15 protein-coding genes and 1 pseudogene are annotated in these 22,195 nt (G+C 68.6%); 12 read left to right on the forward strand and 4 right to left on the reverse strand.

Annotated features, from left to right (window positions below; genetic code table 11):
- Positions 1–17: 17 nt before the first annotated feature.
- Positions 18–3,820 (reverse strand): annotated as a pseudogene (locus tag ACQEV8_RS33885) (GH92 family glycosyl hydrolase).
- A gap of 368 nt (positions 3,821–4,188) precedes the next feature.
- On the opposite strand from ACQEV8_RS33885, the gene ngcE reads away from it, so the two are divergent.
- From ngcE to ACQEV8_RS33930, 9 genes are all read left to right on the forward strand, one after another.
- Entirely contained in the window at positions 4,189–5,643 is a 1,455-nt protein-coding gene (ngcE, locus tag ACQEV8_RS33890; protein ID WP_432967921.1) for an N-acetylglucosamine/diacetylchitobiose ABC transporter substrate-binding protein, read from the forward strand.
- Positions 5,644–5,685: 42 nt separating this feature from the next.
- The gene (locus tag ACQEV8_RS33895; protein ID WP_432967924.1) at positions 5,686–6,612 is read left to right on the forward strand and encodes a carbohydrate ABC transporter permease; all 927 of its coding nucleotides are present in this window, start codon (positions 5,686–5,688) and stop codon (positions 6,610–6,612) included.
- Positions 6,612–7,535: a carbohydrate ABC transporter permease gene (locus tag ACQEV8_RS33900; RefSeq protein WP_432967927.1), complete on the forward strand. Its 924-nt coding sequence runs from the start codon at positions 6,612–6,614 to the stop codon at positions 7,533–7,535. Before ACQEV8_RS33895 ends, ACQEV8_RS33900 begins: the two co-directional genes overlap by 1 nt.
- A gap of 183 nt (positions 7,536–7,718) precedes the next feature.
- A complete protein-coding gene (locus ACQEV8_RS33905) occupies positions 7,719–8,930 on the forward strand; it encodes an ROK family transcriptional regulator (RefSeq protein ID WP_432967930.1) in 1,212 nt (403 codons plus the stop codon).
- 133 nt (positions 8,931–9,063) lie between these two features.
- Positions 9,064–10,164, forward strand: coding sequence for an ABC transporter substrate-binding protein (locus ACQEV8_RS33910; protein WP_432973196.1), 1,101 nt, complete (start codon positions 9,064–9,066; stop codon positions 10,162–10,164).
- A 118-nt stretch (positions 10,165–10,282) separates the two neighbouring features.
- Positions 10,283–11,074, forward strand: coding sequence for an ATP-binding cassette domain-containing protein (locus tag ACQEV8_RS33915; RefSeq protein WP_215117944.1), 792 nt, complete (start codon positions 10,283–10,285; stop codon positions 11,072–11,074).
- Positions 11,071–12,372 carry a sugar ABC transporter permease gene (locus tag ACQEV8_RS33920; RefSeq protein ID WP_432967935.1) on the forward strand — a complete coding sequence of 434 codons (1,302 nt, stop codon included), beginning with the start codon at positions 11,071–11,073 and terminating at the stop codon, positions 12,370–12,372. Before ACQEV8_RS33915 ends, ACQEV8_RS33920 begins: the two co-directional genes overlap by 4 nt.
- Before the next feature lie 184 nt (positions 12,373–12,556).
- Positions 12,557–14,479 carry a 1-deoxy-D-xylulose-5-phosphate synthase gene (gene dxs / locus ACQEV8_RS33925; protein WP_432967938.1) on the forward strand — a complete coding sequence of 641 codons (1,923 nt, stop codon included), beginning with the start codon at positions 12,557–12,559 and terminating at the stop codon, positions 14,477–14,479.
- A 145-nt stretch (positions 14,480–14,624) separates the two neighbouring features.
- Positions 14,625–16,124, forward strand: coding sequence for an amino acid permease (locus ACQEV8_RS33930; RefSeq protein ID WP_432967941.1), 1,500 nt, complete (start codon positions 14,625–14,627; stop codon positions 16,122–16,124).
- A 171-nt stretch (positions 16,125–16,295) separates the two neighbouring features.
- Here ACQEV8_RS33930 and ACQEV8_RS33935 read toward each other — a convergent pair whose 3' ends face one another.
- The gene (locus tag ACQEV8_RS33935) at positions 16,296–16,667 is read right to left on the reverse strand and encodes an NTP pyrophosphohydrolase (protein ID WP_432967944.1); all 372 of its coding nucleotides are present in this window, start codon (positions 16,665–16,667) and stop codon (positions 16,296–16,298) included.
- 82 nt (positions 16,668–16,749) lie between these two features.
- Here ACQEV8_RS33935 and ACQEV8_RS33940 point away from each other — a divergent pair, with 82 nt between their 5' ends.
- The 3 genes from ACQEV8_RS33940 to ACQEV8_RS33950 are packed head-to-tail and all read left to right on the forward strand — an operon-like array spanning position 16,750 to position 18,678.
- On the forward strand, positions 16,750–17,766 hold the full coding sequence (locus tag ACQEV8_RS33940; protein WP_432967947.1) for a hypothetical protein: 1,017 nt from the start codon (positions 16,750–16,752) through the stop codon (positions 17,764–17,766).
- Between the two features lie 59 nt (positions 17,767–17,825).
- On the forward strand, positions 17,826–18,521 hold the full coding sequence (locus ACQEV8_RS33945) for a hyaluronoglucosaminidase (protein ID WP_432967950.1): 696 nt from the start codon (positions 17,826–17,828) through the stop codon (positions 18,519–18,521).
- Positions 18,522–18,531: 10 nt separating this feature from the next.
- A complete protein-coding gene (locus ACQEV8_RS33950) occupies positions 18,532–18,678 on the forward strand; it encodes a hypothetical protein (RefSeq protein ID WP_311128263.1) in 147 nt (48 codons plus the stop codon).
- Positions 18,679–18,732: 54 nt separating this feature from the next.
- Here ACQEV8_RS33950 and ACQEV8_RS33955 read toward each other — a convergent pair whose 3' ends face one another.
- Entirely contained in the window at positions 18,733–20,862 is a 2,130-nt protein-coding gene (locus ACQEV8_RS33955; RefSeq protein WP_432967953.1) for a 3-hydroxyacyl-CoA dehydrogenase NAD-binding domain-containing protein, read from the reverse strand.
- On the reverse strand, positions 20,859–22,076 hold the full coding sequence (locus ACQEV8_RS33960; protein WP_432967956.1) for a thiolase family protein: 1,218 nt from the start codon (positions 22,074–22,076) through the stop codon (positions 20,859–20,861). The genes ACQEV8_RS33955 and ACQEV8_RS33960 overlap by 4 nt, the downstream gene beginning before the upstream one ends.
- Positions 22,077–22,195: the final 119 nt, after the last annotated feature.

Below are 22,195 nucleotides of genomic sequence, written 5' to 3' on the forward strand. Positions count from 1 at the left end.
ACCCCCAACTCGATTGCTCAGGAGAGCAGTTCGACCTCCGCCAGGGTGCCCTCGCCGTCGAGGACCAGGCGGTATTTCTCGTACGTACCCGGTGACCTCACCGTGAACGCGCGGGTCTGCCTGTCCCATGCGAAGGACTCGTCGGAGCGCCGGTCCAGCGTCCGCCAGGTCTCACCGTCCAAGGAGCCCTGGAGCGTCCAGCCGGCCGGAGCCCTGGCCCGGTCTGCCGACGACGTCAGGGTGTACTGGACCGCCTTGGCGCCCTCCGGGACCGGAAGGTCCACGGACGTCACAGCCGTGTCCGTCGCCGACGTGTCGTCGAACAGGGCACCCTCGCCCTTCAGCACGTCCGCGCGCGGTGTCGGCACGTCATCGCCCCGGGTGATCGACACAGGCGCGGCGTGCTTGCCCGTGCCCCAGGACGACGGCCGCGGGCCCATCTCGAACTCCAGGACACCGCCCTTGGCGACCACCGAGTGCGGCAGGGAGGTCTTGGTCCATGCCCGGCCGTTGACCCTCAGCCCCTGCACATACACGTTCCTCGCGCTGTTCCGCGGCGCCTTCACCACCAGCTCGCGCCCGTTCTCCAGGTGCACGGTCGCCTTCTTGAACAGCGGTGAGCCGATCGCGTACTCCCCGCTGCCCATCACCAGCGGGTAGAAGCCCAGCGCGGAGAACAGGTACCAGGCCGACTGCTCGCCGTTGTCCTCGTCGCCGTGGTAGCCCTGGCCGATCTCACTGCCCGTGTACAGGCGTGACAGCACCTCGCGGACGTTCTTCTGGGCCTTCCAGGGCTGTCCGGCCGCGTCGTACATGTAGATCGCGTGGTGGGCGACCTGGTTGGAGTGCCCGTACATGCCCATCCGCACGTCCCGCGCCTCGGTCATCTCGTGGATGACACCGCCGTAGGAGCCGACGAACTCGGGGGAGGCCGTCTCCGGCGTGGAGAAGTAGTCGTCGAGCTTGTCTCCCAGCCCCTTCCGGCCTCCGTACAGATTCGCCAGACCCCGGCTGTCCTGCGGGGCGGTGAACGCGTATCCGTATCCATTCGTCTCGGTGTAGTCGTGGCCCCAGACCCGCGGGTCGTACTTCGAGGACTCGACCCGCCAGTCGCCCTTGGCGTCCTTGCCCTGGAAGAAGCCGGCCTTGGCGTCGAAGAGGTTCACATAGTCCTGCGCGCGGTTCAGGAAGTACTCCGACTCCTCCTTGTAGCGCCGCTCACCGGTCTCCTCGTAGAGCTTTCGGCCCATGCGGGAGATGCCGTAGTCGTTGAGGTAGCCCTCCAAGGCCCAGGACAGGCCCTCGTGCGTCTCGGTGCCGGTGTAGCCGAGGAAGGGGGAGGTGGCCATGCCCTTGCGGCCGACGCCCGGGTTCGGGGGACGACCGTCGCGTTCTTCACGGCCGCGTCGTACGCCGCCTTCGCGTCGAAGTCCACGCCCTTGACATACGCGTCCGCGAACGCCACATCCGAGGACGTGCCCGTCATGAGGTCCGCGTAGCCGGGCGAGGACCAGCGCGAGGTCCAGCCGCCGTCCTTGTACTGCTGCACGAACCCGTCGACCAGCTCACCGGCCCGCGACGGAGTCAGGAACGAGTACGCCGGCCAGGTCGTCCGGTAGGTGTCCCAGAAGCCGTTGTTGACGTAGACCTCGCCGTCGACGATCTTCGCGCCGGTGTGGGTCGGGGTGTCCGGGTTCGGCATGGGGGAGAAGGGCGAGGCGTACTGGTGCCTCCCGCCGACCTTCTCGAAACCGGAGTTCGGGTACAGGTACAGCCGGTAGAGGCTGGAGTACAGGGTCGTCAGCTGGTCGGGGGTGGCCCCCTCGACCTCCACTTTGCCGAGCAGCCGGTCCCACTGCCGCTGGGCGCTCTTCTTGACGGCCTCGAAGGACATGCCGTCCGGGATCTCCTGGCGGAGGTTGTCCTTCGCCTGGTCGACGCTGATCAGCGAGGTCGCCAGGCGCAGGGTGACGGTCCGGTCGTCGGCCTTGAAGCGCAGGTGGCCCTTGACTCCGGACGACGAGCCCTCGGTCACCGGCTTGTCGAACGTGCCGTACACGAACAGCCGGGTCGCCCCCGTCGAAAGACCGGACTTCACGTCCGAGTAGCCGGTGACGATCCCGTTCTCCTTGTCGAGGGTCAGGCCCGCCTGGTCGGTGACGTTGTCGAAGAGGACGCTCGCGTCGTCACCGGGGTAGGTGAAGCGCAGGGCCGCCGCGTGGTCGGTCGGCGCCATCTCGGCCTTCAGCCCGTTCTCGAACCGCACCCCGTAGTAGTACGGCCGCGCCGTCTCGTTCTCGTGCCGGAAGGCCAGCTCCCGGGCCTCGCGGCCGAGGTCGGGGGTGCCGGTGGCGAGGGACGGCATCACCTGGAAGGTCTGCCGGTCGCCCATCCAGGGGCTCGGCTCGTGGCTCGCGCTGAACGCCTGGACCGTCGGCAGGTTGTCCGCGTTGTTCGCGCGTGCGTAGTCGTACAGCCAGCTCAGCGAGCCCGCGTTGGTCACCGGCGTCCAGAAGTTGAAGCCGTGCGGCACCGCCGTCGCCGGGAAGTTGTTGCCCCGCGAGAAGCCGCCGCTGGAGTTGGTGCCGCGCGTGGTCACCGCGTAGTCGGACAGATGCGCCTTCGGGCGCTCGGGAGCGGCGGACTCGATGGTCACGTCGTCCAGCCAGCCCCGGAACTTCGCCGGGCCCTTCGGCGAGTCGTACGCCACCAGGATCCGGTCCACGGTCTTCCCGGCCGCCACCGACCCGATCCGCGAGGCCACGTCGTTCCACTGGTTGACGTAGAGGATCTTCGCCGTGCCCTGCCCCCGTGGCGTCAGAGGGAAGCCGTGCTGGTCGGTGGCGCGCAGCTCGCTCAGCTGGGTGCCGTCGGTGAAGGCGAGGTCGACGGAGACGTTCGTCGCGTCGTAGTCGAGGTCGCCGTCCGCCATCGACGGGAAGATCCGGTAGGCCAGCTCCGTGTTCCGGCCGACGGCCACGTTCACGTCGAAGACCTTGTTGTACGAGTAGGCCCGCCCCTCGGCGGTGTGCCGGCCGGCGTAGCGCAGGGCCCGCTTCCCGGTGAAGCCGGCGCCCGCCTTGGCGGTGGGGGAGCCGCTCGGGCCGCGGTCGACGAGGGAGAGCATGTCCTGCGGAACGGGCCCCTCGCCGCCGCCCGTGGACAGCTGGAGGTCGGCGAGCTGGAGGATGTCGCCGCCGTTGTTGCCGGTGACGTCGAGCCGGAAGTGCCGGAACTCGGCCGAGGCGGATTCCGCCAGGTCGTACGTCTTGGTCTGGAACCGCTCGGAGAAGGACTCGCCGGAGCGGGAGTCGAGGGTCTTCCAGTCCTTGCCGTCGGCGGAGCCCCTCAGAGTCCAGTCCTTCGGGTCGCGCGCGTCGTGGTCGTTGGCCGACGTCAGTGCGTAACGCGCCAGTTTGACTGGTTTGTCAAGGTCGAACTCGGCCCAGCCGGTGGGCTCGAAGGTGAGCCACTTGGTGCTCGGCTCGCCGTCGACGAGGTTCTCCTTCACCTCGCCCCCGCCCGTGTTCTCGGCACTGGCCCGGACGTCGGTGACCTGGTCGGTGACATTGCCCGGTATGCCGCTGCTGTAGCCGCCGTCGACGCCCGAGGCCCGTTTGCCGCCGTCGGGTGCGGTGTCGACGGTGTTCAGCCAGTCCGGAACCGGGTCGTCCGTCTCGAAGGAGGAAGCGAACCCCCGGTCGGGGGTCTCGGGGGCTTCGGGCAGTGCGACCGCAACGCCCTGTGAGCTCAGGGCCAAAGTGAAGGCGGTCGCCGACACGACCGCCGAACCCCATCTGTGCCGAGCTTTCCGTTGCATCAACGGGTACCCTCCCTGCGCAGTGGACAACGTTGTCAGCTTCGATGCGCAAGGACCAGTAGTTGCCCAAGTGGTGGGGAGTGTCAAGGGTGTTGGTTGTGGCGTTCGGGCGCGACGAGCGGGATATTTCCGCCGAGGAGCACACGGACCGCTCGGCATTCCGCGAGGTCTCAACTCGGATAAGACCCGCGGCCAACCTTGTGTTCGATCTTGATCCGCCGACGGGAAGTGGACTATACCTGTCGGGCGCTTCACAGCATCCGCACGTCATCACCCGCACTTTCCTGCACGACCCAGCTTGACCCGATCGCGGTGCCGGGGAGGATCCGGTTCACCGCCTGAGTCCTGGAGAAGGCGAGGACTTGAGCATGGGATCCACTTCCGCCGAGAACCACGGCACCGAGGGTGTCGGCCGCCGTGATCTGATCAAGAGGTCCGCCGCGCTGGGGCTGATCTCCGTACCGACGATGAGCTTCCTGTCCGCCTGCGCCAGCAGCGGCGGCGACGACAGCGGCGACAAGGCCAAGGCCGGCAAGAAGACCGCGAAGAACCCGCTCGGTGTCAACGACACCGCGGGCATGGAATTCGTCCTGTTCGACGGCGGCTTCGGCAAGGAGTACGCCGAGGACGCGGTGAAGGTGTACGAGAAGAACTTCCCCAAGGTGAAGGTGAAGTTCTCCGCCACCCAGAAGATCCAGTCCACGCTCCAGCCCCGCTTCAACCAGGGCACCCCGCCGGACCTCATCGACAACTCCGGCGCCGAGCAGATGGACATGGGCGTCCTGGCCGGGAAGAAGCAGCTCACCGACCTCACCCCGCTGCTGGACGCGCCCTCCTACGACGACCCGGCCAAGAAGGTCCGTGACACGCTGCGCCCCGGCATCGTGGAGATGGGCCAGCTCGACGGCGACCCGGTCTGGATCATGTACTACGCCTACACGGTGTACGGCGTCTGGTACTCGCAGAAGGCATTGGACTCGCTCGACGCCACCTATCCCGAGACCTGGGACCAGATGCTCGCGGTGTGCGAGAAGGCCAAGAAGAAGGGCATGGCGGGCTGGACGTACGCGGGCAAGTACCCGTACTACCTCCCCTTCTCGCTCTACCCGATGATCGGCAAGGTCGGGGGTGTCGAGGTCCTCGACGCCATCGACAACCTGGAGCCGAACGCCTGGAAGCACCCGGCCGTCAAGGCCTGCTTCGAGGCCTACTACGAGCTCTTCAAGAAGGGCTACATCCTCAAGGGCACCCCCGGCCTGGACCACATCCAGTCGCAGACCGCCTGGGCCCAGGGCAAGGCGCTGTTCATCCCGAACGGCTCCTGGGTGGAGAACGAGTCAGCGAACGTCATCCCGAAGGACTTCGACCTGGCGGTCTCCGCACCCACCGGCATCGACTCCTCCGACAAGATGCCCTTCGGCACCATCTGGGCCTCCGGCGGCGAGCCCTTCATCGTCCCGGCCAAGGCGAAGAACGCCGAGGGCGGCATGGAGCAACTGCGCATCATGCTCAGCGAGGCGTCCTCGAAGAACTTCACCAGCAAGGTCAAGTCGCTCACCGCGTTCAACGGCGGCACTGACGGCATCACCCTCACCCCGGGCCTCAAGTCGGGGGTCGCGGCGCTGGAGAAGGCCGGCGACAACGTGCTGAATCCGCGGATGCAGGACTGGTACGTGCAGCTCCAGAAGGAGAAGATCGGGGTCTCCGGCCTCGGCGAGATGATGGCCGGCCGGCTCACTCCGGCCGAAGCCATCAAGAAGATCCAGGCCTACGCGGACGAAACCGCCAAGGACAGCTCGATCAAGCACTACAAGCACCAGTAACGGCACCGGAAACTCATTTCCCGCAACGGCACCGGAGTGGCGATGCAGCACGGCAAGTACCGGTTCATCGTGGGCTTCCTCGCGTTGCCCCTCGGCCTGTACGCGCTCTTCGTGGTCTGGCCGTTCATCCAGTCCATCTACTACTCGTTCACGGACTGGACCGGCCTGAGCCCCGAATTCAAGATGGTCGGCTTCGACAACTACAGTCGGCTGCTCGACGACGAGATCTTCTGGAAGTCGTTGCAGCACAGCCTGCTGTTCGCCCTCCTGCTGCCGGTGGTGACGATCAGCCTGGCGCTGTTCTTCGCCTTCATGATCAATGTGGGCGGCAGAAAACGGAGAAACGGACCGGTCGTCACCGGCGTCCGGGGCTCCTCGTTCTACAAGATCGTCTATTTCTTTCCGCAGGTGCTCTCCATCGCCATCGTCGCGCTGTTGTTCGCGTTCGCGTACAACCCGGACAGCGGCGCGATCAACTCGGTCCTGCGCGGGATCGGTCTCGACGACGTCCAGCCGCTGTGGCTCGGCGACCCCGACCTCGCGCTGTGGGCCGTCATGGCCGTGCTCGTCTGGTCCACGGTCGGCTTCTTCGTGGTGCTCTTCTCCGCCGGCATGGCCTCCATCCCGGCGGAGATGTACGAGGCGGCCCTCCTGGACGGGGCGGGCCGCGCCACGACCTTCTTCCGCATCACCCTGCCGCTGCTGTGGGACACCGTGCAGTCCGGCTGGGTCTACATGGGCATCCTCGCCCTGGGCGCCGAGTCCTTCGCGGTCGTGCAGATCATGACGACCGGGCCGGGCGGCCCCGACTACTCGACCACCGTCATGGTCCTGTACGTGTACCAGAAGGCGTTCCGGGACGGGCAGGCCGCCTACGCCACCACCATCGGTGTCGCCCTGCTCGTCGTCACGCTGGCCTTCGCCGCCGTGGTGATGCGGCTGGGCCGTCGCGAGCGGCTGGAGTACTGATGAAGACGACGCAGACCCCCGCGCCCGTGCCGGCCGAGTCCGGCGCGCCCGTCACCAAGGAGGACATCCCGTCGGGCCCGCCGCCCAAGGCGAAGAAGGAAGGCACGGTCCTCAACGTCTTCTCCCACGGCGTCCTCGTCCTCTGGGCGATCATGGTGGTGATGCCGCTGCTGTGGGCGGTGATGACGTCCTTCAAGGACGACCGGTCCATCTTCTCCTCGCCCTGGTCGCTGCCGGACACGCTGCACTTCGACAACTGGTCGCGGGCGTGGACCCAGGCCAACATGAGCGACTACTTCCTCAACACCGTCCTGGTGGTGGGTGGTTCGCTCGTCGGCACCCTCGTGCTCGGCTCGATGGCGGCCTACGTCCTGGCCCGCTTCGACTTCCCGGGCAACCGCTTCATCTACTTCCTGTTCATCGGCGGCATGAGCTTCCCGATCATGCTCGCGCTGGTCCCGCTCTTCTACGTCGTGAACAACATGGGCCTGCTGAACACCATCCACGGGCTGATCCTGGTCTACATCGCCTACTCGCTGCCGTTCACGGTGTTCTTCCTGACGGCGTTCTTCCGGACCCTGCCGACGTCCATCGCGGAGGCGGCCTTCGTCGACGGCGCCTCCCACAGCCGTACGTTCTTCCAGATCATGCTGCCCATGGCCAAGCCGGGCCTGGTCAGCGTCGGCATCTTCAACTTCCTGGGCCAGTGGAACCAGTACATGCTTCCCACGGTCCTCAACACGGACCCGGACAAGCGCGTCCTCACCCAGGGCCTCGTCCAGCTCGCGGTCAGCCAGGGCTACAAGGGCGACTGGTCGGGTCTCTTCGCGGGCCTGGTGATGGCGATGCTGCCGGTGCTGGCCGCGTACATCGTCTTCCAGCGGCAGGTGGTGCAGGGGCTGACGGCCGGCGCCCTCAAATAACCCTGCGCGTTCGCTCGCGTACACGCCGCTCCCGGTCTCGGGGGCGGCGTGCGGACGCGTGTCCATGGACCCGGAAACGGTTCAACCTCTTGACGGGAGGCGACCCGAACAGCTCAGCTTAGAGTTCACTAGTTGGACATGGACGGGGTCTCGTCGAAGCGACCCCGCGCGCAGGAGGTCGTCGTGGAGACTCCGGGGTCGCAGTCGTCGCTGCACCGAGCCAACCTGGAGCGGGTCGTACGAGCCGTGCGTCTGGCGGGCTCCCTCACCCAGGCCGAGATCGCGCGGACGACAGGCCTGTCCGCGGCGACGGTCTCCAACATCGTCCGGGAGTTGAAGGACGGCGGCACCGTCGAGGTCACGCCCACCTCCGCGGGCGGGCGCCGGGCCCGCAGCGTGTCGCTCAGCGGGGACGCCGGGATCGTCATAGGGGTCGACTTCGGGCACACCCACCTGCGTGTCGCGATCGGGAACCTCGCCCACCAGGTCCTCGCCGAGGAGTCCGAGCCGCTGGACGTGGACGCCTCCTCGACGCAGGGCTTCGACCGGGCGGAACAACTGGTCAGCCGGCTGATCGAGGCCACCGGGGTCGACCGGTCCAAGATCGCCGGAGTGGGTCTCGGCGTGCCGGGCCCCATCGACGTCGAGTCGGGGACCCTCGGCTCGACCGCCATCCTGCCCGGCTGGACCGGCACCAAGCCGGCCGAGGAGCTGCGGGGGCGGCTCGGCGTGCCGGTGCACGTGGACAACGACGCCAACCTCGGCGCCCTCGGCGAGATGGTCTGGGGCAGCGGTCGCGGGGTGCGCGACCTGGCGTACATCAAGGTCGCCAGCGGTGTCGGCGCCGGTCTGGTGATCAACGGCAAGATCTACCGGGGTCCCGGAGGCACCGCCGGGGAAATCGGGCATATCACTCTCGACGAGTCCGGCCCCGTCTGCCGCTGCGGAAACCGCGGCTGCCTGGAGACCTTCGCGGCCGCGCGCTATGTGCTGCCGCTCCTGCAGTCCAGCCACGGCACCGACTTGACCATGGAAGGCGTCGTGCGCCTCGCGCGGGACGGGGACCCGGGATGCCGTCGGGTGGTCGCCGACGTCGGCCGCCACATCGGCAGCGGGGTGGCCAATCTCTGCAATCTGCTGAACCCGAGCCGCGTGGTCCTCGGCGGTGATCTCGCCGAGGCCGGTGAGCTGGTGCTCGGGCCGATCCGGGAGTCCGTGGGGCGCTACGCGATCCCCAGCGCCGCCCGGCAGCTGTCCGTGCTCCCGGGGGCCCTCGGAGGCCGTGCGGAGGTCCTCGGAGCGCTTGCTCTCGCCCTCAGCGAGATGGGCGATTCGACGCTTTTGGACGGAACTTCCCCTGGTGTGCTGCAGGCTGCGGCGCCTGCCTTCACTTAGAGAACGGATGGCACCGTTGCCATCTCGTTAAGGATTTACTTCTTGACGTCGCACGTGTGGCCGAGTTGACTTCCAGCCACCTCGGCCGCAATGTCGCGGCCTCGTCAGGGAGGTTTCTGAAGTGAACACGCGTATGCGTCGCGCCGCTGTTGCGATTGCCGCCGGTGCGATGGCCGTTTCGCTTGCTGCCTGTGGCAGCGCCAAGGAGTCCGGCGACAACGCCGATTCCAGCGGGTCCGCCAAGAAGGGCGACGACATCAAGGTCGGTCTGCTCCTTCCGGAGAACGCGACCGCCCGCTACGAGAAGTTCGACCGGGTTCTCATCGAGAAGAAGGTCAAGGAACTCACGGGCAACAAGGGCGAGGTCGTCTACGCCAACGCCAACCAGGACGCGGCCAAGCAGAACCAGCAGGTCGACACCATGGTGTCCAACAAGGTCGACGTGCTGATCGTGGACGCGGTGGACTCCAAGGCCATCGCCGGTTCGGTGAAGAAGGCCAAGGACGCGAACATCCCCGTCGTCGCCTACGACCGCCTGGCCGAGGGCCCGATCGACGCCTACACCTCGTTCGACAACGTCACCGTCGGCAAGACCCAGGGCGAGGCCCTGCTGAAGGCCCTGGGCGACAAGGCCAAGGACGGCCAGATCGTCATGATGAACGGGTCCTCCACCGACCCGAACGCCGCCCTGTTCAAGAAGGGCGCGCACTCCGTCCTCGACGGCAAGGTGAAGGTCGGCCGCGAGTACGACACCAAGGAGTGGAAGCCGGAGAACGCCAACGCCAACATGGAGGGCGCCATCTCCGCCCTCGGCAAGGACAAGATCGTCGGCGTCTACTCCGCCAACGACGGCATGGCGGGCGGCATCATCACGGCCCTGAAGGCCGCCGGCATCGCCGACGTCCCGGTCACCGGCCAGGACGCCGAACTCGCCGGCGTGCAGCGCATCGTGACCGGTGAGCAGTACATGAGCGTCTACAAGCCCTACCCGCAGGAGGCCGACGTCGCCGCGGAGATGGCCGTCGCGCTCGCCCAGGGCAAGTCGCTCGACTCCATCGCCAAGGACAAGGTCGACAGCCCGACCACCAAGGCCGTCCCCTCCGTCCTCGTCCCGGTCGTCTCGCTGACGAAGGACAACATCAAGGACACCGTCATCAAGGACGGCATCTACACCGTGAGCGAGATCTGCACCGCCAAGTACAAGGCCGCGTGCGACAAGATCGGTCTCAAGTAGCCACCCCGAGTTCCTCCGGCGCCCCGCACACCAGCCCCGCAAAGCTACGCGGGGCGCCGGAGTGATCGCTCCTCCCTTACTTTCTGCACAACCTTCCGCTGGTCAGGCGGCGAAGGAGATGGTTCACGTGTCCGCTACGCCCGTGCTGGCGTTGCGCGGGGTCTCCAAGCGGTTCGGTGCCGTTCAGGCGCTCACCGACGTAGAGCTTGAGGTCCATGCCGGTGAGGTGGTCGCCCTGGTCGGCGACAACGGCGCCGGAAAGTCCACGCTGGTCAAGACGATCGCCGGCGTGCACCCCATCGATGAGGGCGTCATCGAATGGGACGGCAGGTCCGTCCAGATCAACAAACCGCACGACGCCCAGAACCTGGGCATCGCGACGGTCTACCAGGACCTCGCGCTGTGCGACAACATCGACGTCGTCGGCAACCTCTACCTGGGCCGGGAGATCCGCAAGCGCGGCGTCCTGGACGAGGTGGAGATGGAGCGCCGCTCCCGCGAGCTCCTGCACACGCTGTCGATCCGCATCCCCAGTGTGCGCATCCCGATCGCCTCGCTCTCGGGCGGTCAGCGCCAGACCGTGGCCATCGCGCGTTCCATGCTCGGCGAGCCGAAGCTGGTCATCCTCGACGAGCCCACCGCCGCCCTCGGCGTCGAGCAGACCGCCCAGGTCCTCGACCTCGTCGAGCGGCTGCGCGAGCGCGGCCACGCCGTCATCCTCATCAGCCACAACATGGCCGACGTCAAGGCCGTCGCGGACAAGGTCGCCGTGCTGCGCCTCGGGCGCAACAACGGCATCTTCGAGGTCAAGTCGACCTCGCAGGAAGAGATCATCTCCGCCATCACCGGCGCCACCGACAACGCCGTGACCCGCCGTGCGGCGCGCACGAACGGGGAGGCTTCCAAGTGAGCATCGACAAGACCTCCGCGGCCGCGGGAGCCCCCGAGGACCACGTCGTGGCGAACCCCGAGGCGGCCAAGGCCGCCGTCACGGTCGTCGACCCCCGGCTCCTGGTGCGCGAGCAGGGCTTCGCGGGCTACGTCACCGAGTTCAAGCGGAAGATGAAGTCCGGTGACCTGGGCTCCATCCCGGTGGTCGTCGGCCTGGCCATCATCTGGATCATCTTCCAGAGCCTGAACTCCAACTTCCTCACAGCGGGCAACCTGTCCGACATGTCCGTCGCCATGGTCGGCACCGGCATGATCGCCGTGGGCATCGTGTTCGTGCTGCTGCTCGGCGAGATCGACCTGTCGGTCGGCTCGGTCAGCGGTGTCGCGGGCGCGAGCTTCGCCGTGCTCAACGTCAGCAACGGCATGAACGAGTGGCTGGCCTTCGCGCTGTCCATCGTCACCGGCACGGTCGCCGGCGCACTGCACGGCTTCTTCTTCGCGAAGATCGGCGTCCCCGCCTTCGCCGTCACGCTGGCCGGTCTGCTGTTCTGGAACGGCTTCATGCTCCAGATCCTGGGCGACAACGGCACGATCAACCTCGACCCGGACGGGGTCGTGGCCCAGCTGACCAGCTACTACTTCTCCGACGTGGCCGCGGCCTACGGTCTGGCCGCGGTGGTGACCGCCGGGTACTTCCTCAGCTCTTTCCTCGGCAACCGGCGGCGCGAGGCCGCGGGCGTGCCGTCGCAGCCGCTGAGCGAGACGGTGGTGCGGACGGTACTGCTCGCGGTCCTGGCCTTCGCCGTCGCGATCGTCTTCAACCAGTACAAGGGCCTGCCCCTGGCCGTGGTGATCTTCATCGTGGTGCTCCTGGTCACCGACTTCGTGCTGCGCCGTACGGCGTACGGGCGCAAGGTGTTCGCGCTCGGCGGCAGCGTCGAGGCGTCGCGACGGGCCGGAATCAACGTGGAGCTGGTCCGGATCTCGGTGTTCGCGATCTCCGGGACGTTCGCCGCGGTGGGCGGTCTGTTCATCGCGTCGAAGATCGCCGCGGCGAACCAGGGCGCGGGCGGCGGTGACCTGCTGATGAACGCGATCGCCGCCGCCGTGATCGGCGGTACGTCGCTGTTCGGCGGTCGCGGCCGGACGTGGAACGCGCTGCTCGGCGTGCTGGTGATCGTGTCGATCCAGTACGGGCTCGCCCTGGAGGGCATCGCCTCTCCGGTGCAGTACATGATCACGGGTGGTGTGCTGTTGGCCACGGTCGTGATCGACGCGGTGACGCGCAAGACGCAGAAGACCGCGGGCCGCGCGTAGCGCCGACCGGCCCCCTGTGCCCGGCATCTCTCGATGCCGGGCACAGTCGCGTAGTAGGTGTGGCACAACTTGGGTACAGCCGAATGCGTGATGTATCCCCCACGGCCTCGGCGCAGTCCTCTGGAGCGGAACACTAGACTCGACACGCCCGGCAACTGATCAGCTCTACTGCAAGGAGGCACGGGTGCCGCTGCTGACCCGTATCAGGGGACCGCGCGATCTGGACCGGCTCAGCCTGGAGGAGCTGAACCAGCTGTCGGAGGAGATCCGGAGCTTCCTCGTCGAAGCGGTCTCCAAGACCGGTGGTCACCTCGGCCCCAATCTCGGCGTGGTGGAGCTCACCATCGCCCTGCACCGGGTCTTCGACTCGCCCAGGGACAAGGTGCTCTGGGACACCGGCCACCAGTCCTACGTCCACAAGCTGCTCACCGGCCGTCAGGACTTCTCCAAGCTCAAGATGAAGGGCGGCCTGTCCGGCTACCCCTCGCAAGGAGAGTCCGAGCACGACGTCATCGAGAACTCGCACGCCTCGACCGTCCTCGGCTGGGCCGACGGCATCGCCAAGGCCAACCAGATCATGGACCGCGACGACCACGTGGTCGCCGTGATCGGTGACGGCGCGCTGACCGGCGGCATGGCCTGGGAGGCGCTGAACAACATCGCCGACGCCAAGGACCGCCCGCTCGTCATCGTCGTCAACGACAACGAGCGGTCCTACGCGCCGACCATCGGCGGCCTCGCCAACCATCTCGCGACGCTGCGCACGACGGACGGCTACGAGCGGTTCCTCGCCCGCACCAAGGAGGTGCTGGAGCGCACCCCCGTCGTCGGCCAGGCGCTCTACGACACCCTGCACGGCGCCAAGAAGGGCCTGAAGGACTTCATCGCCCCGCAAGGCATGTTCGAGGACCTCGGCCTGAAATACGTCGGCCCGATCGACGGGCACGACCTCGAGGCACTGGAGTCCGCGCTCGCCAAGGCCAAGCGGTTCGGCGGACCGGTCATCGTGCACTGCCTCACCGAGAAGGGCCGCGGCTACCAGCCCGCCCTCCAGGACGAGGCCGACCGCTTCCACGCCGTCGGCAAGATCCACCCCGACACCGGCCTGCCGATCAAGAGCTCCGGCGCCGACTGGACCTCCGTCTTCGGTGACGAGATGGTCGAACTCGGCAAGGAGCGCGAGGACATCGTCGCCATCACGGCCGCGATGCTCCAGCCGGTGGGCCTGGAGAAGTTCGCCAAGCGCTTCCCCGACCGGGTCTACGACGTCGGCATCGCCGAGCAGCACGGCGCCGTCTCGGCGGCCGGCCTGGCGACGGGCGGAGTGCACCCGGTGTTCGCGGTGTACGCCACCTTCCTCAACCGCGCCTTCGACCAGGTGCTGATGGACGTGGCCCTGCACAAGTGCGGTGTCACCTTCGTCCTGGACCGGGCCGGTGTCACCGGCACCGACGGGGCCTCCCACAACGGCATGTGGGACATGTCGATCCTCCAGGTCGTGCCCGGGCTGCGGCTCGCGGCGCCGCGTGACGCCGACCAGGTCCGCGCGCAGTTGCGCGAGGCCGTCGCGGTCGATGACGCGCCGACCGTGGTCCGCTTCTCCAAGGGCGCCGTCGGCCCCGCCGTACCCGCCGTCGGCCGCGTCGGCGGTATGGACGTGCTGCGCGAGCCCGGCACCGACCGGCCGGACGTCCTGCTGGTCTCCGTCGGCGCCCTCGCCCCGATGTGCCTGGAGATCGCCGCGCTCCTCGACAAGCAGGGCATCTCCGCCACCGTCGTCGACCCGCGCTGGGTCAAGCCCGTCGACGAGGCCATGGCCCCGCTCGCCGAGCGGCACCGCGTGGTCGTCACCGTCGAGGACAACAGCCGGGTCGGGGGCGTGGGGTCGGCGATCGCACAGGCCCTGCGTGACGCGGGCGTGGATGTGCCGCTGCGTGACTTCGGCATCCCGCCGCGCTTCCTCGACCACGCCACGCGTGCCGAGATCCTCGCCGAGATCGGCCTCACCGCGCCGGACATCGCCCGGCAGGTGACCGGGCTGGTCGCCAAGCTGGACGGGCGGTACGAGGGTGGTGCCGTGGAGTCCGTGGAATCCGTGCGCGACTGACCCGGCCGAACGGGTTCGGATGGGCCGGTTTCCCCACCATGAGGGTGGTGTAACCGGCCCATTGGCGTGAATGCGTCCGTGCCGGGGCATACGGATGGTGCCACCTCTCGATCATGTCGAGGACGACAAGCGTGGGAGGTACCCCGTGAGCAGCACCCTCTTCCGGACGAAGAAGGTCGAGCAGTCCATCCTCGACACCGAGGAGCCAGAACACGCGCTCAAGAAGTCCTTGTCCGCGCTGGATCTGACCGTCTTCGGCGTCGGCGTGATCATCGGCACCGGCATCTTCGTACTCACCGGCACTGTCGCCAAGGACAACGCAGGGCCCGCGACGGCTCTGGCGTTCGTCGCGGCCGGCGTCGCCTGCGCCCTGGCCGCACTCTGCTACGCCGAGTTCGCGTCCACGGTCCCGGTCGCCGGGTCCGCCTACACGTTCTCGTACGCGTCCCTCGGTGAACTGCCCGCCTGGATCATCGGCTGGGACCTGGTTCTGGAGTTCGCGCTCGGGACGGCGGTGGTGGCCGTCGGCTGGTCGGGCTACATCCAGTCGCTGTTGGAGAACGCGGGCTGGACGATGCCCGCGGTCCTGGGCAGCCGGGAGGGCGCCGACGCCTTCGGCTTCGACATCCTCGCCGCCGCGCTCGTCCTCGTCCTCACCGGCATCCTCGTCGTCGGCATGAAGCTGTCCGCGCGGATCACGTCGGTCGTCGTCGCCATCAAGGTGACGGTCGTCCTCGTCGTGATCATCGCGGGTGCGTTCCTCATCGAGGGCAAGAACTACGACCCGTTCATTCCGAAGGAGAAGCCGGTCGAGGCCGGTTCCAGTCTGGATTCGCCCCTGATTCAGCTCATGTTCGGCTGGGCGCCCTCCAACTTCGGCGTGATGGGCATCTTCACCGCCGCCTCGGTCGTGTTCTTCGCCTTCATCGGCTTCGACGTCGTGGCCACGGCCGCGGAGGAGACCAAGAACCCACAGCGCGACATGCCGCGCGGCATCCTCGGCTCCCTGGTGATCTGCACGACGCTGTACGTCCTCGTGTCGATCGTCGTCACCGGCATGCAGCACTACAGCCAGCTGTCGGTCGACGCGCCGCTCGCCGACGCGTTCAAGGCGACCGGGCATCCGTGGTTCGCGGGCTTCATCAGCTTCGGGGCCGCGGTCGGCCTGACGACGGTGTGCATGATCCTGCTCCTCGGCCAGACCCGGGTGTTCTTCGCGATGAGCCGCGACGGGCTGCTGCCGCGGTTCTTCTCGCACGTCCACCCGCGGTTCAAGACCCCGCACCGGCCGACGATCCTGCTCGGCGTGATCATCGCGGTGCTGGCGGGCTTCACGCCGCTCACCGAACTCGCCGCGCTGGTGAACATCGGCACGCTGTTCGCCTTCGTGGTCGTCGCCATCGGCGTGATCATCCTCCGCAAGTCGCGTCCCGACCTGCCCCGGGCCTTCCGGACCCCGTGGGTGCCGGTCATCCCGATCCTGTCGGTGTGCGCCTCGCTGTGGCTGATGATCAACCTGCCCGCCGAGACGTGGGTGCGGTTCGGTATCTGGATGGCCGCCGGGTTCCTCGTGTACTTCCTCTACGGCCGTACGCACAGCCGCCTCGCGACGGGAGAGGAAGCCAAGACCGAGAACACGCCGTAGTCGTCGTGGTCGGGGCCGTGGGTGTCGCCGGGTGCCTGCGGCGGGCTGTGGGGCGCCCCCAGTGCCTCAAGGGCCTGGGAGGTGCCCCCAGGGCGGCACGGGTGGGTGGTGGGGGGCACCCCGCTACGCCGGGCTGCGGACCCACCCGGCACCGGCATCGGCGCCGCGCGTCTACGGCCGCACCGTCCGTGGTCCCGCCACCTCCGCCCCCAGTTCCCCGACCCGCCGCCGCAGCTCCCGGTCCGCCGTGACGACCAGCACGGATCGCTCAGCCGCCGCCGCGACCACCTCCACGATGTGATCGTCACCGCTGCCCGACGCCGACTCCACCCGCACCCCCGGCACCGACTCCACCCCCCGAGCAGCCCCCTCCACCACGAGCAGGATCTCCACCGGCCCGGCAACCCCCGGCACCCCGTCCGACGCCAACCGGTCCCGCAGCCGCTCCGCGGCACCCCGTCGGTCCCGCCACCAGCCGTCCGGTACCGATCCGACGACGTTCGCGGCGTCGACGACGACGAGGACAGGCGCGTTGTCGTTCATGCGGCCAGGGTCGCACGGCGGTTGTCGGCCAGGCAGGGGGCGGGCCGCGCACGGAGCCGTCCGGCCCGCATAAAGTGAACTGGTGAACGGCGACTGGCTCATCCGCGGCCGCGACGGCCGCCTCACCGTCTATCTCCCCTCCGGCGACGCCGTCCTGTGCCGTGCGGAGCGCGGCCACGCGGGCCCCTGGGACGCCGCCCGCACGGTCGGCGGCGGCCAGAAGCTGCACCCGGGCCCGGCGATCGGCCAGGGCACCGACGGCTACGCCCATCTGGCCGCCTGGCGGCCCACCGTGCCCGGCGAGTCCGGGCTCGTGCACTCGACGCACTTCCGGCCCCGGCTCGCGCCCCTGGACTGGGTCTCGATCGGGCACCCGGACAAGAAGGGCGACCGGACGGGCCCGCCCGCCGTCGCCGTCGACGCCGCGGGGCGGGGTTACGTCTTCGTCCGGAACCAGAGTGGTGGGGTGAGCCTGCGGAACCAGAAGGTGAAGGGCGGCTGGGGGGCGTGGCAGAATCTCGAAGGCAGTGGTGTCGAGGGGGAGTTGGCCGCGGTGACGGGGGAGTCGGGGCTGGTCGAGGTGTACGCCTCCGGTGCCGGCGGGATCCTGCACTGGCGGCAGGAGGCGGACGGGAAGACGCCGGTGCGGGCCGAGGGGGTGGACGTGGCCGTCCGTCCGGGGACCCTGGCAGCGCTCGCCACCTCCGCCGAGCACACCACCCTCTTCTTCTCGGACACCTCGGGCGACCTGTGTGCCTGGCGGCCGGGCGAGAAGCCGGTGACGCTCATCGCGTCCGCCGGTCCCGGGCCGGTGTCCGCCGTGCGCTGTGACATCGGGGGGCACGACTGCGTCGTCCTCGCGCAGCGCTCGGCGAGCGGCCGGGTCGCCTTCGCCGCCTATCCGACGGAGCAGGAGTCGGCCGGCGCCTGGTGGACCGAGTCGGGCCCCCAACTGCCTGTCGAGGCCACGGTGTCGCTGGCGCTCGACGAGCACGACCAGGTCGTTGCCGCGAGTGTGTCCCCGCTCACCGGGACGCTCCTGCTCGCCCGCCGCAAGGACGAACCGGGGCTGGCGCTCACCGCGTGGCAGGAGTTCTGAGACCTCTCGGAGCTCCACCAGCCGATCGACTTCGCAGGTCGCAGACAAAGGGAGTTCAGATGGCAGTGGGGCGAAGACTGTTCCTCGGCGCCTTCACCGCGGGCGCCGTGACCGTCGCCACCGGATCGGAGGCGGCGGCCGACGACGGGTACACCCAGTACGCCGCCCCCGCCGCGTTCTACGGTGCGTCGCCGACCGAGTACGCCGTGAAGATCAACTACGCGGCCACGTCAGGCGACAAGGCGGCGTTGAACGTGACGTCGGTCAACCCGGAGTCGTCCGCGATGTACCTCAGTGGTGCCGAGCGTGCCCAGCGCGGCACACTGAAGATCACCCACAACGGGTATGCCGACGGCTCGGACCACGGCGCCTCGGGTATCTCCATCAACCTCAGGACGGAGGGGACGGCCGCCCAGGGCATCTTCGTCACCGCGACCGACGCCCCGACCAAGGGCGCGCTGATCGTGCTGCGCAACAACCCCGGCCTGGAGGACTTCGTCGTCAAGGGCAGCGGACGCACCGGCATGGGCATCGGCATCGGAGCCACTCCCGGCGGCCAGCTCCATGTGGTCCAGCGGTCCGAGGCGCCCGCCCTGCTCGTCGAGGGCACCACGCGGCTCGACGGCTCGGCGCGGCTCGACGACGTCGCCGCCGAGCCGGCCAAGGAGCAGGGCGGCGGCTCCCTCTTCGCACGTGGCGGTGCCCTGTACTGGAAGGGCGGCAACGGCAAGGTCACCCTCCTGGCCCAGGCCTAGGGGGATCGCGATGGAACTGACACCCGAGCAGCTCGTAGCGGAGTTCCAGGACGCCGTGATGGAGCTGTACTTCGCCCGTAAGCGCATCGCCGTCCTGGAGGCGGAGAACGCCGCGCTGAGGACACGGCTCGAAGCCGCCGAACAGCGCGGCACATGAGAGGAGGGCCTCCGCGCACCGCGGAGGCCCTCCTCACTCACCCCACGGGGGGAGTCACGCCGGGACGCTCGCCACGCCCTGCGCCAGGAACCTCTTGCCGTTCACGCGCTCGGAGACACCCTCGCGGTCCAGGTACGGCGTGATGCCGCCCAGGTGGAACGGCCAGCCGGCGCCCGTGATGAGGCACAGGTCGATGTCCTGCGCCTCGGCGACGACGCCCTCGTCGAGCATGATCCCGATCTCCTGCGCCACCGCGTCCAGGACGCGGTCGCGGACCTGCTCCTCCGTCAGGACGCTGTCGCCCTGCTTGAGGAGCGCGGCGACCTCGGGGTCCAGCTCCGGCTTGCCGGAGTCGTAGACGTAGAAGCCGCGCTTGCCCGCCTTGACGACGGCCGCGAGGTTCGGGGAGACCGTGAAGCGGTCCGGGAACGCCCGGTTGAGGGTCTCGGAGACGTGCAGACCGATCGCCGGGCCGACCAGCTCCAGCAGGACCAGCGGCGACATCGGCAGGCCGAGCGGCTCGACGCCCTTCTCGGCGACCTCGACGGGGGTGCCCTCGTCGATGATGTTCTGGATCTCGCCCATGAAGCGCGTCAGGATGCGGTTCACGACGAACGCCGGGGCGTCCTTGGTGAGGACCGCGGTCTTCTTCAGCTTCTTGGCGACGGCGAACGCCGTGGCCAGGGAGGCGTCGTCGGTCTTCTCGCCGCGCACGATCTCCAGCAGCGGGAGCACCGCGACCGGGTTGAAGAAGTGGAAGCCCACGACCCGCTCGGGGTTCTTCAGCTTCGACGCCATCTCCGAGACGGAGAGGGAGGAGGTGTTCGTCGCGAAGATGGCGTGCGCCGGGGCGACCGCCTCGACCTCCGCGAACACCTGCTGCTTGACGCCGATCTCCTCGAAGACCGCCTCGATGATGAAGTCGGCGTCCGCGAAGCCCTCGGCCTTGTCCAGCACACCGGACACCAGCGCCTTGAGGCGGTTGGCCTTGTCCTGGTTGACACGGCCCTTGCCGAGCAGCTTGTCGATCTCGGCGTGGACGTAGCCCACACCCTTGTCGACGCGCTCCTGGTCGATGTCGGTCAGCACGACCGGCACCTCCAGGCGGCGCAGGAACAGCAGCGCGAGCTGGCTGGCCATCAGGCCGGCGCCGACGACACCGACCTTGGTGACCGGGCGGGCCAGGTTCTTGTCCGGGGCGCCGGCCGGGCGCTTGCCGCGCTTCTGCACCAGGTTGAAGGCGTAGATGCCGGAGCGCAGTTCGCCGCCCATGATGAGGTCGGCGAGGGCCTTGTCCTCGGCGTCGTAGCCCTGCTGCAGGTCGCCGTTCTTGGCGGCGGCGATGATGTCCAGGGCACGGTAGGCGGCCGGGGCGGCGCCGTGCACCTTGGAGTCCGCGATGAAGCGGCCCTTGGCGACGGCCTGGTCCCAGGCCTCACCGCGGTCGATCACCGGGCGCTCGATCTCCAGCTCGCCCTTGAGGACGGCGGCGGTCCAGATCAGCGACTGCTCCAGGAAGTCCGCGCCCTCGAAGATCGCGTCGGCGATCCCGAGCTCGTAGACCTGCTTGCCCTTGAGCTGCTTGTTCTGGTTGAGGCTGTTCTCGATGATCACCGAGACGGCCTTCTCCGGGCCGATCAGGTTCGGCAGCAGGGCGCAGCCGCCCCAGCCCGGGACCAGACCGAGGAAGACCTCGGGCAGCGAGAACGCCGGAAGAGCCGCGGAGACGGTGCGGTAGGTGCAGTGCAGACCGACCTCGACACCGCCGCCCATCGCGGCGCCGTTGTAGTAGGCGAAGGTCGGCACGGCCAGCTTGGACAGCCGCTTGAAGACCTCGTGGCCGCCCTTGCCGATGGCGAGCGCGTGCTCGTACTCCTTGAGGATCTCCACGCCCTTGAGGTCGGCGCCGACCGCGAAGATGAACGGCTTGCCGGTGATGCCGACGCCGATGATCTCGCCGTCCGCCGCCTCCTTCTCGACCTGGTCGATGGCGGTGTTCAGGTTCGCCAGCGAGGCCGGGCCGAAGGTGGTCGGCTTGGTGTGGTCGTGGCCGTTGTCCAGGGTGATCAGGGCGAAACGCCCGGCACCCAGGGGGAGGTCGAAGTGGCGTACGTGCGCACTCGTGACGACCTCGTCCGGGAACAGCTCGGAAGCCTGCTTGAGAAGCTCGGCGGTGGTGCTCACTTGTCCCCCTCGAAGTGCGGGTTCTCCCAGATGACCGTCGCGCCCATACCGAAGCCGACACACATGGTGGTCAGGCCGTAGCGGACGTGCGGCTGCTCCTCGAACTGGCGGGCCAGCTGCGTCATCAGACGGACGCCGGAGGAGGCGAGCGGGTGGCCGAAGGCGATGGCGCCGCCGTACTGGTTGACGCGCGCGTCGTCGTCGGCGATGCCGTAGTGGTCCAGGAAGGCCAGGACCTGGACGGCGAAGGCCTCGTTGATCTCGAACAGGCCGATGTCGGAGATCGACAGACCGGCCTGGGCCAGCGCCTTCTCCGTGGCCGGGATCGGGCCGTAGCCCATGACCTCCGGCTCGACACCCACGAAGGAGTAGGAGACCAGGCGCATCTTCACGGGGAGGTCGTTCTCCCGCGCGAACTCCTCGGAGGCGATGACCGAGGCGGTGGCGCCGTCGTTCAGACCGGCCGCGTTACCGGCGGTGACCCGGCCGTGCACACGGAACGGGGTCTTGAGGCCGGAGAGGTTCTCCAGGGTCGTGCCCGGGCGCATCGGCTCGTCGGCGGTGACCAGGCCCCAGCCCGTCTCGCCGGCCTCGGGGGAGGTGCGGCGCACCGAGACCGGCACCAGGTCGGCCTGGATCTTGCCGTCGGCGTACGCCTTGGCGGCCTTCTCCTGGGAGCGCACGGCGTACTCGTCGGCGCGCTGCTTGGTGATCTGCGGGTACCTGTCGTGCAGGTTCTCCGCGGTCATGCCCATGAACAGGGCCGACTCGTCGACCAGCTTCTCGCTCACGAACCGCGGGTTCGGGTCGACGCCCTCGCCCATGGGGTGACGGCCCATGTGCTCGACACCGCCCGCGATGGCGACGTCATAGGCACCGAAGGCGACGGAACCGGCGACCGCGGTCACGGCCGTCAGGGCGCCGGCGCACATGCGGTCGATGGAGTAGCCCGGGACGGACTGCGGCAGACCGGCCAGGATCCCGGCGGTGCGGCCGATGGTCAGGCCCTGGTCGCCGATCTGCGTGGTCGCGGCGATGGCGACCTCGTCGATCTTCTTCGGGTCGAGACCGGGGTTGCGGCGCAGCAGCTCCCGGATCGCCTTCACGACGAGGTCGTCGGCACGGGTCTCGTGGTAGATGCCCTTCGGTCCCGCCTTGCCGAACGGGGTGCGGACGCCGTCGACGAAGACGACGTCCCTGACGGTACGAGGCACGATGGCTCTCCTCCAGGGTCCGGAACTGCATTGCTGCTGCGAGGTGCGCTGAGCGCGCGCTCAGGCCCATGCTACTTATGGGTAACGTAGCTGCACAGTCCTGACAGGCGGAGCGGTGA

This window comes from Streptomyces sp. CA-179760, assembly GCF_050937045.1.
GTDB lineage: Bacteria > Actinomycetota > Actinomycetes > Streptomycetales > Streptomycetaceae > Streptomyces.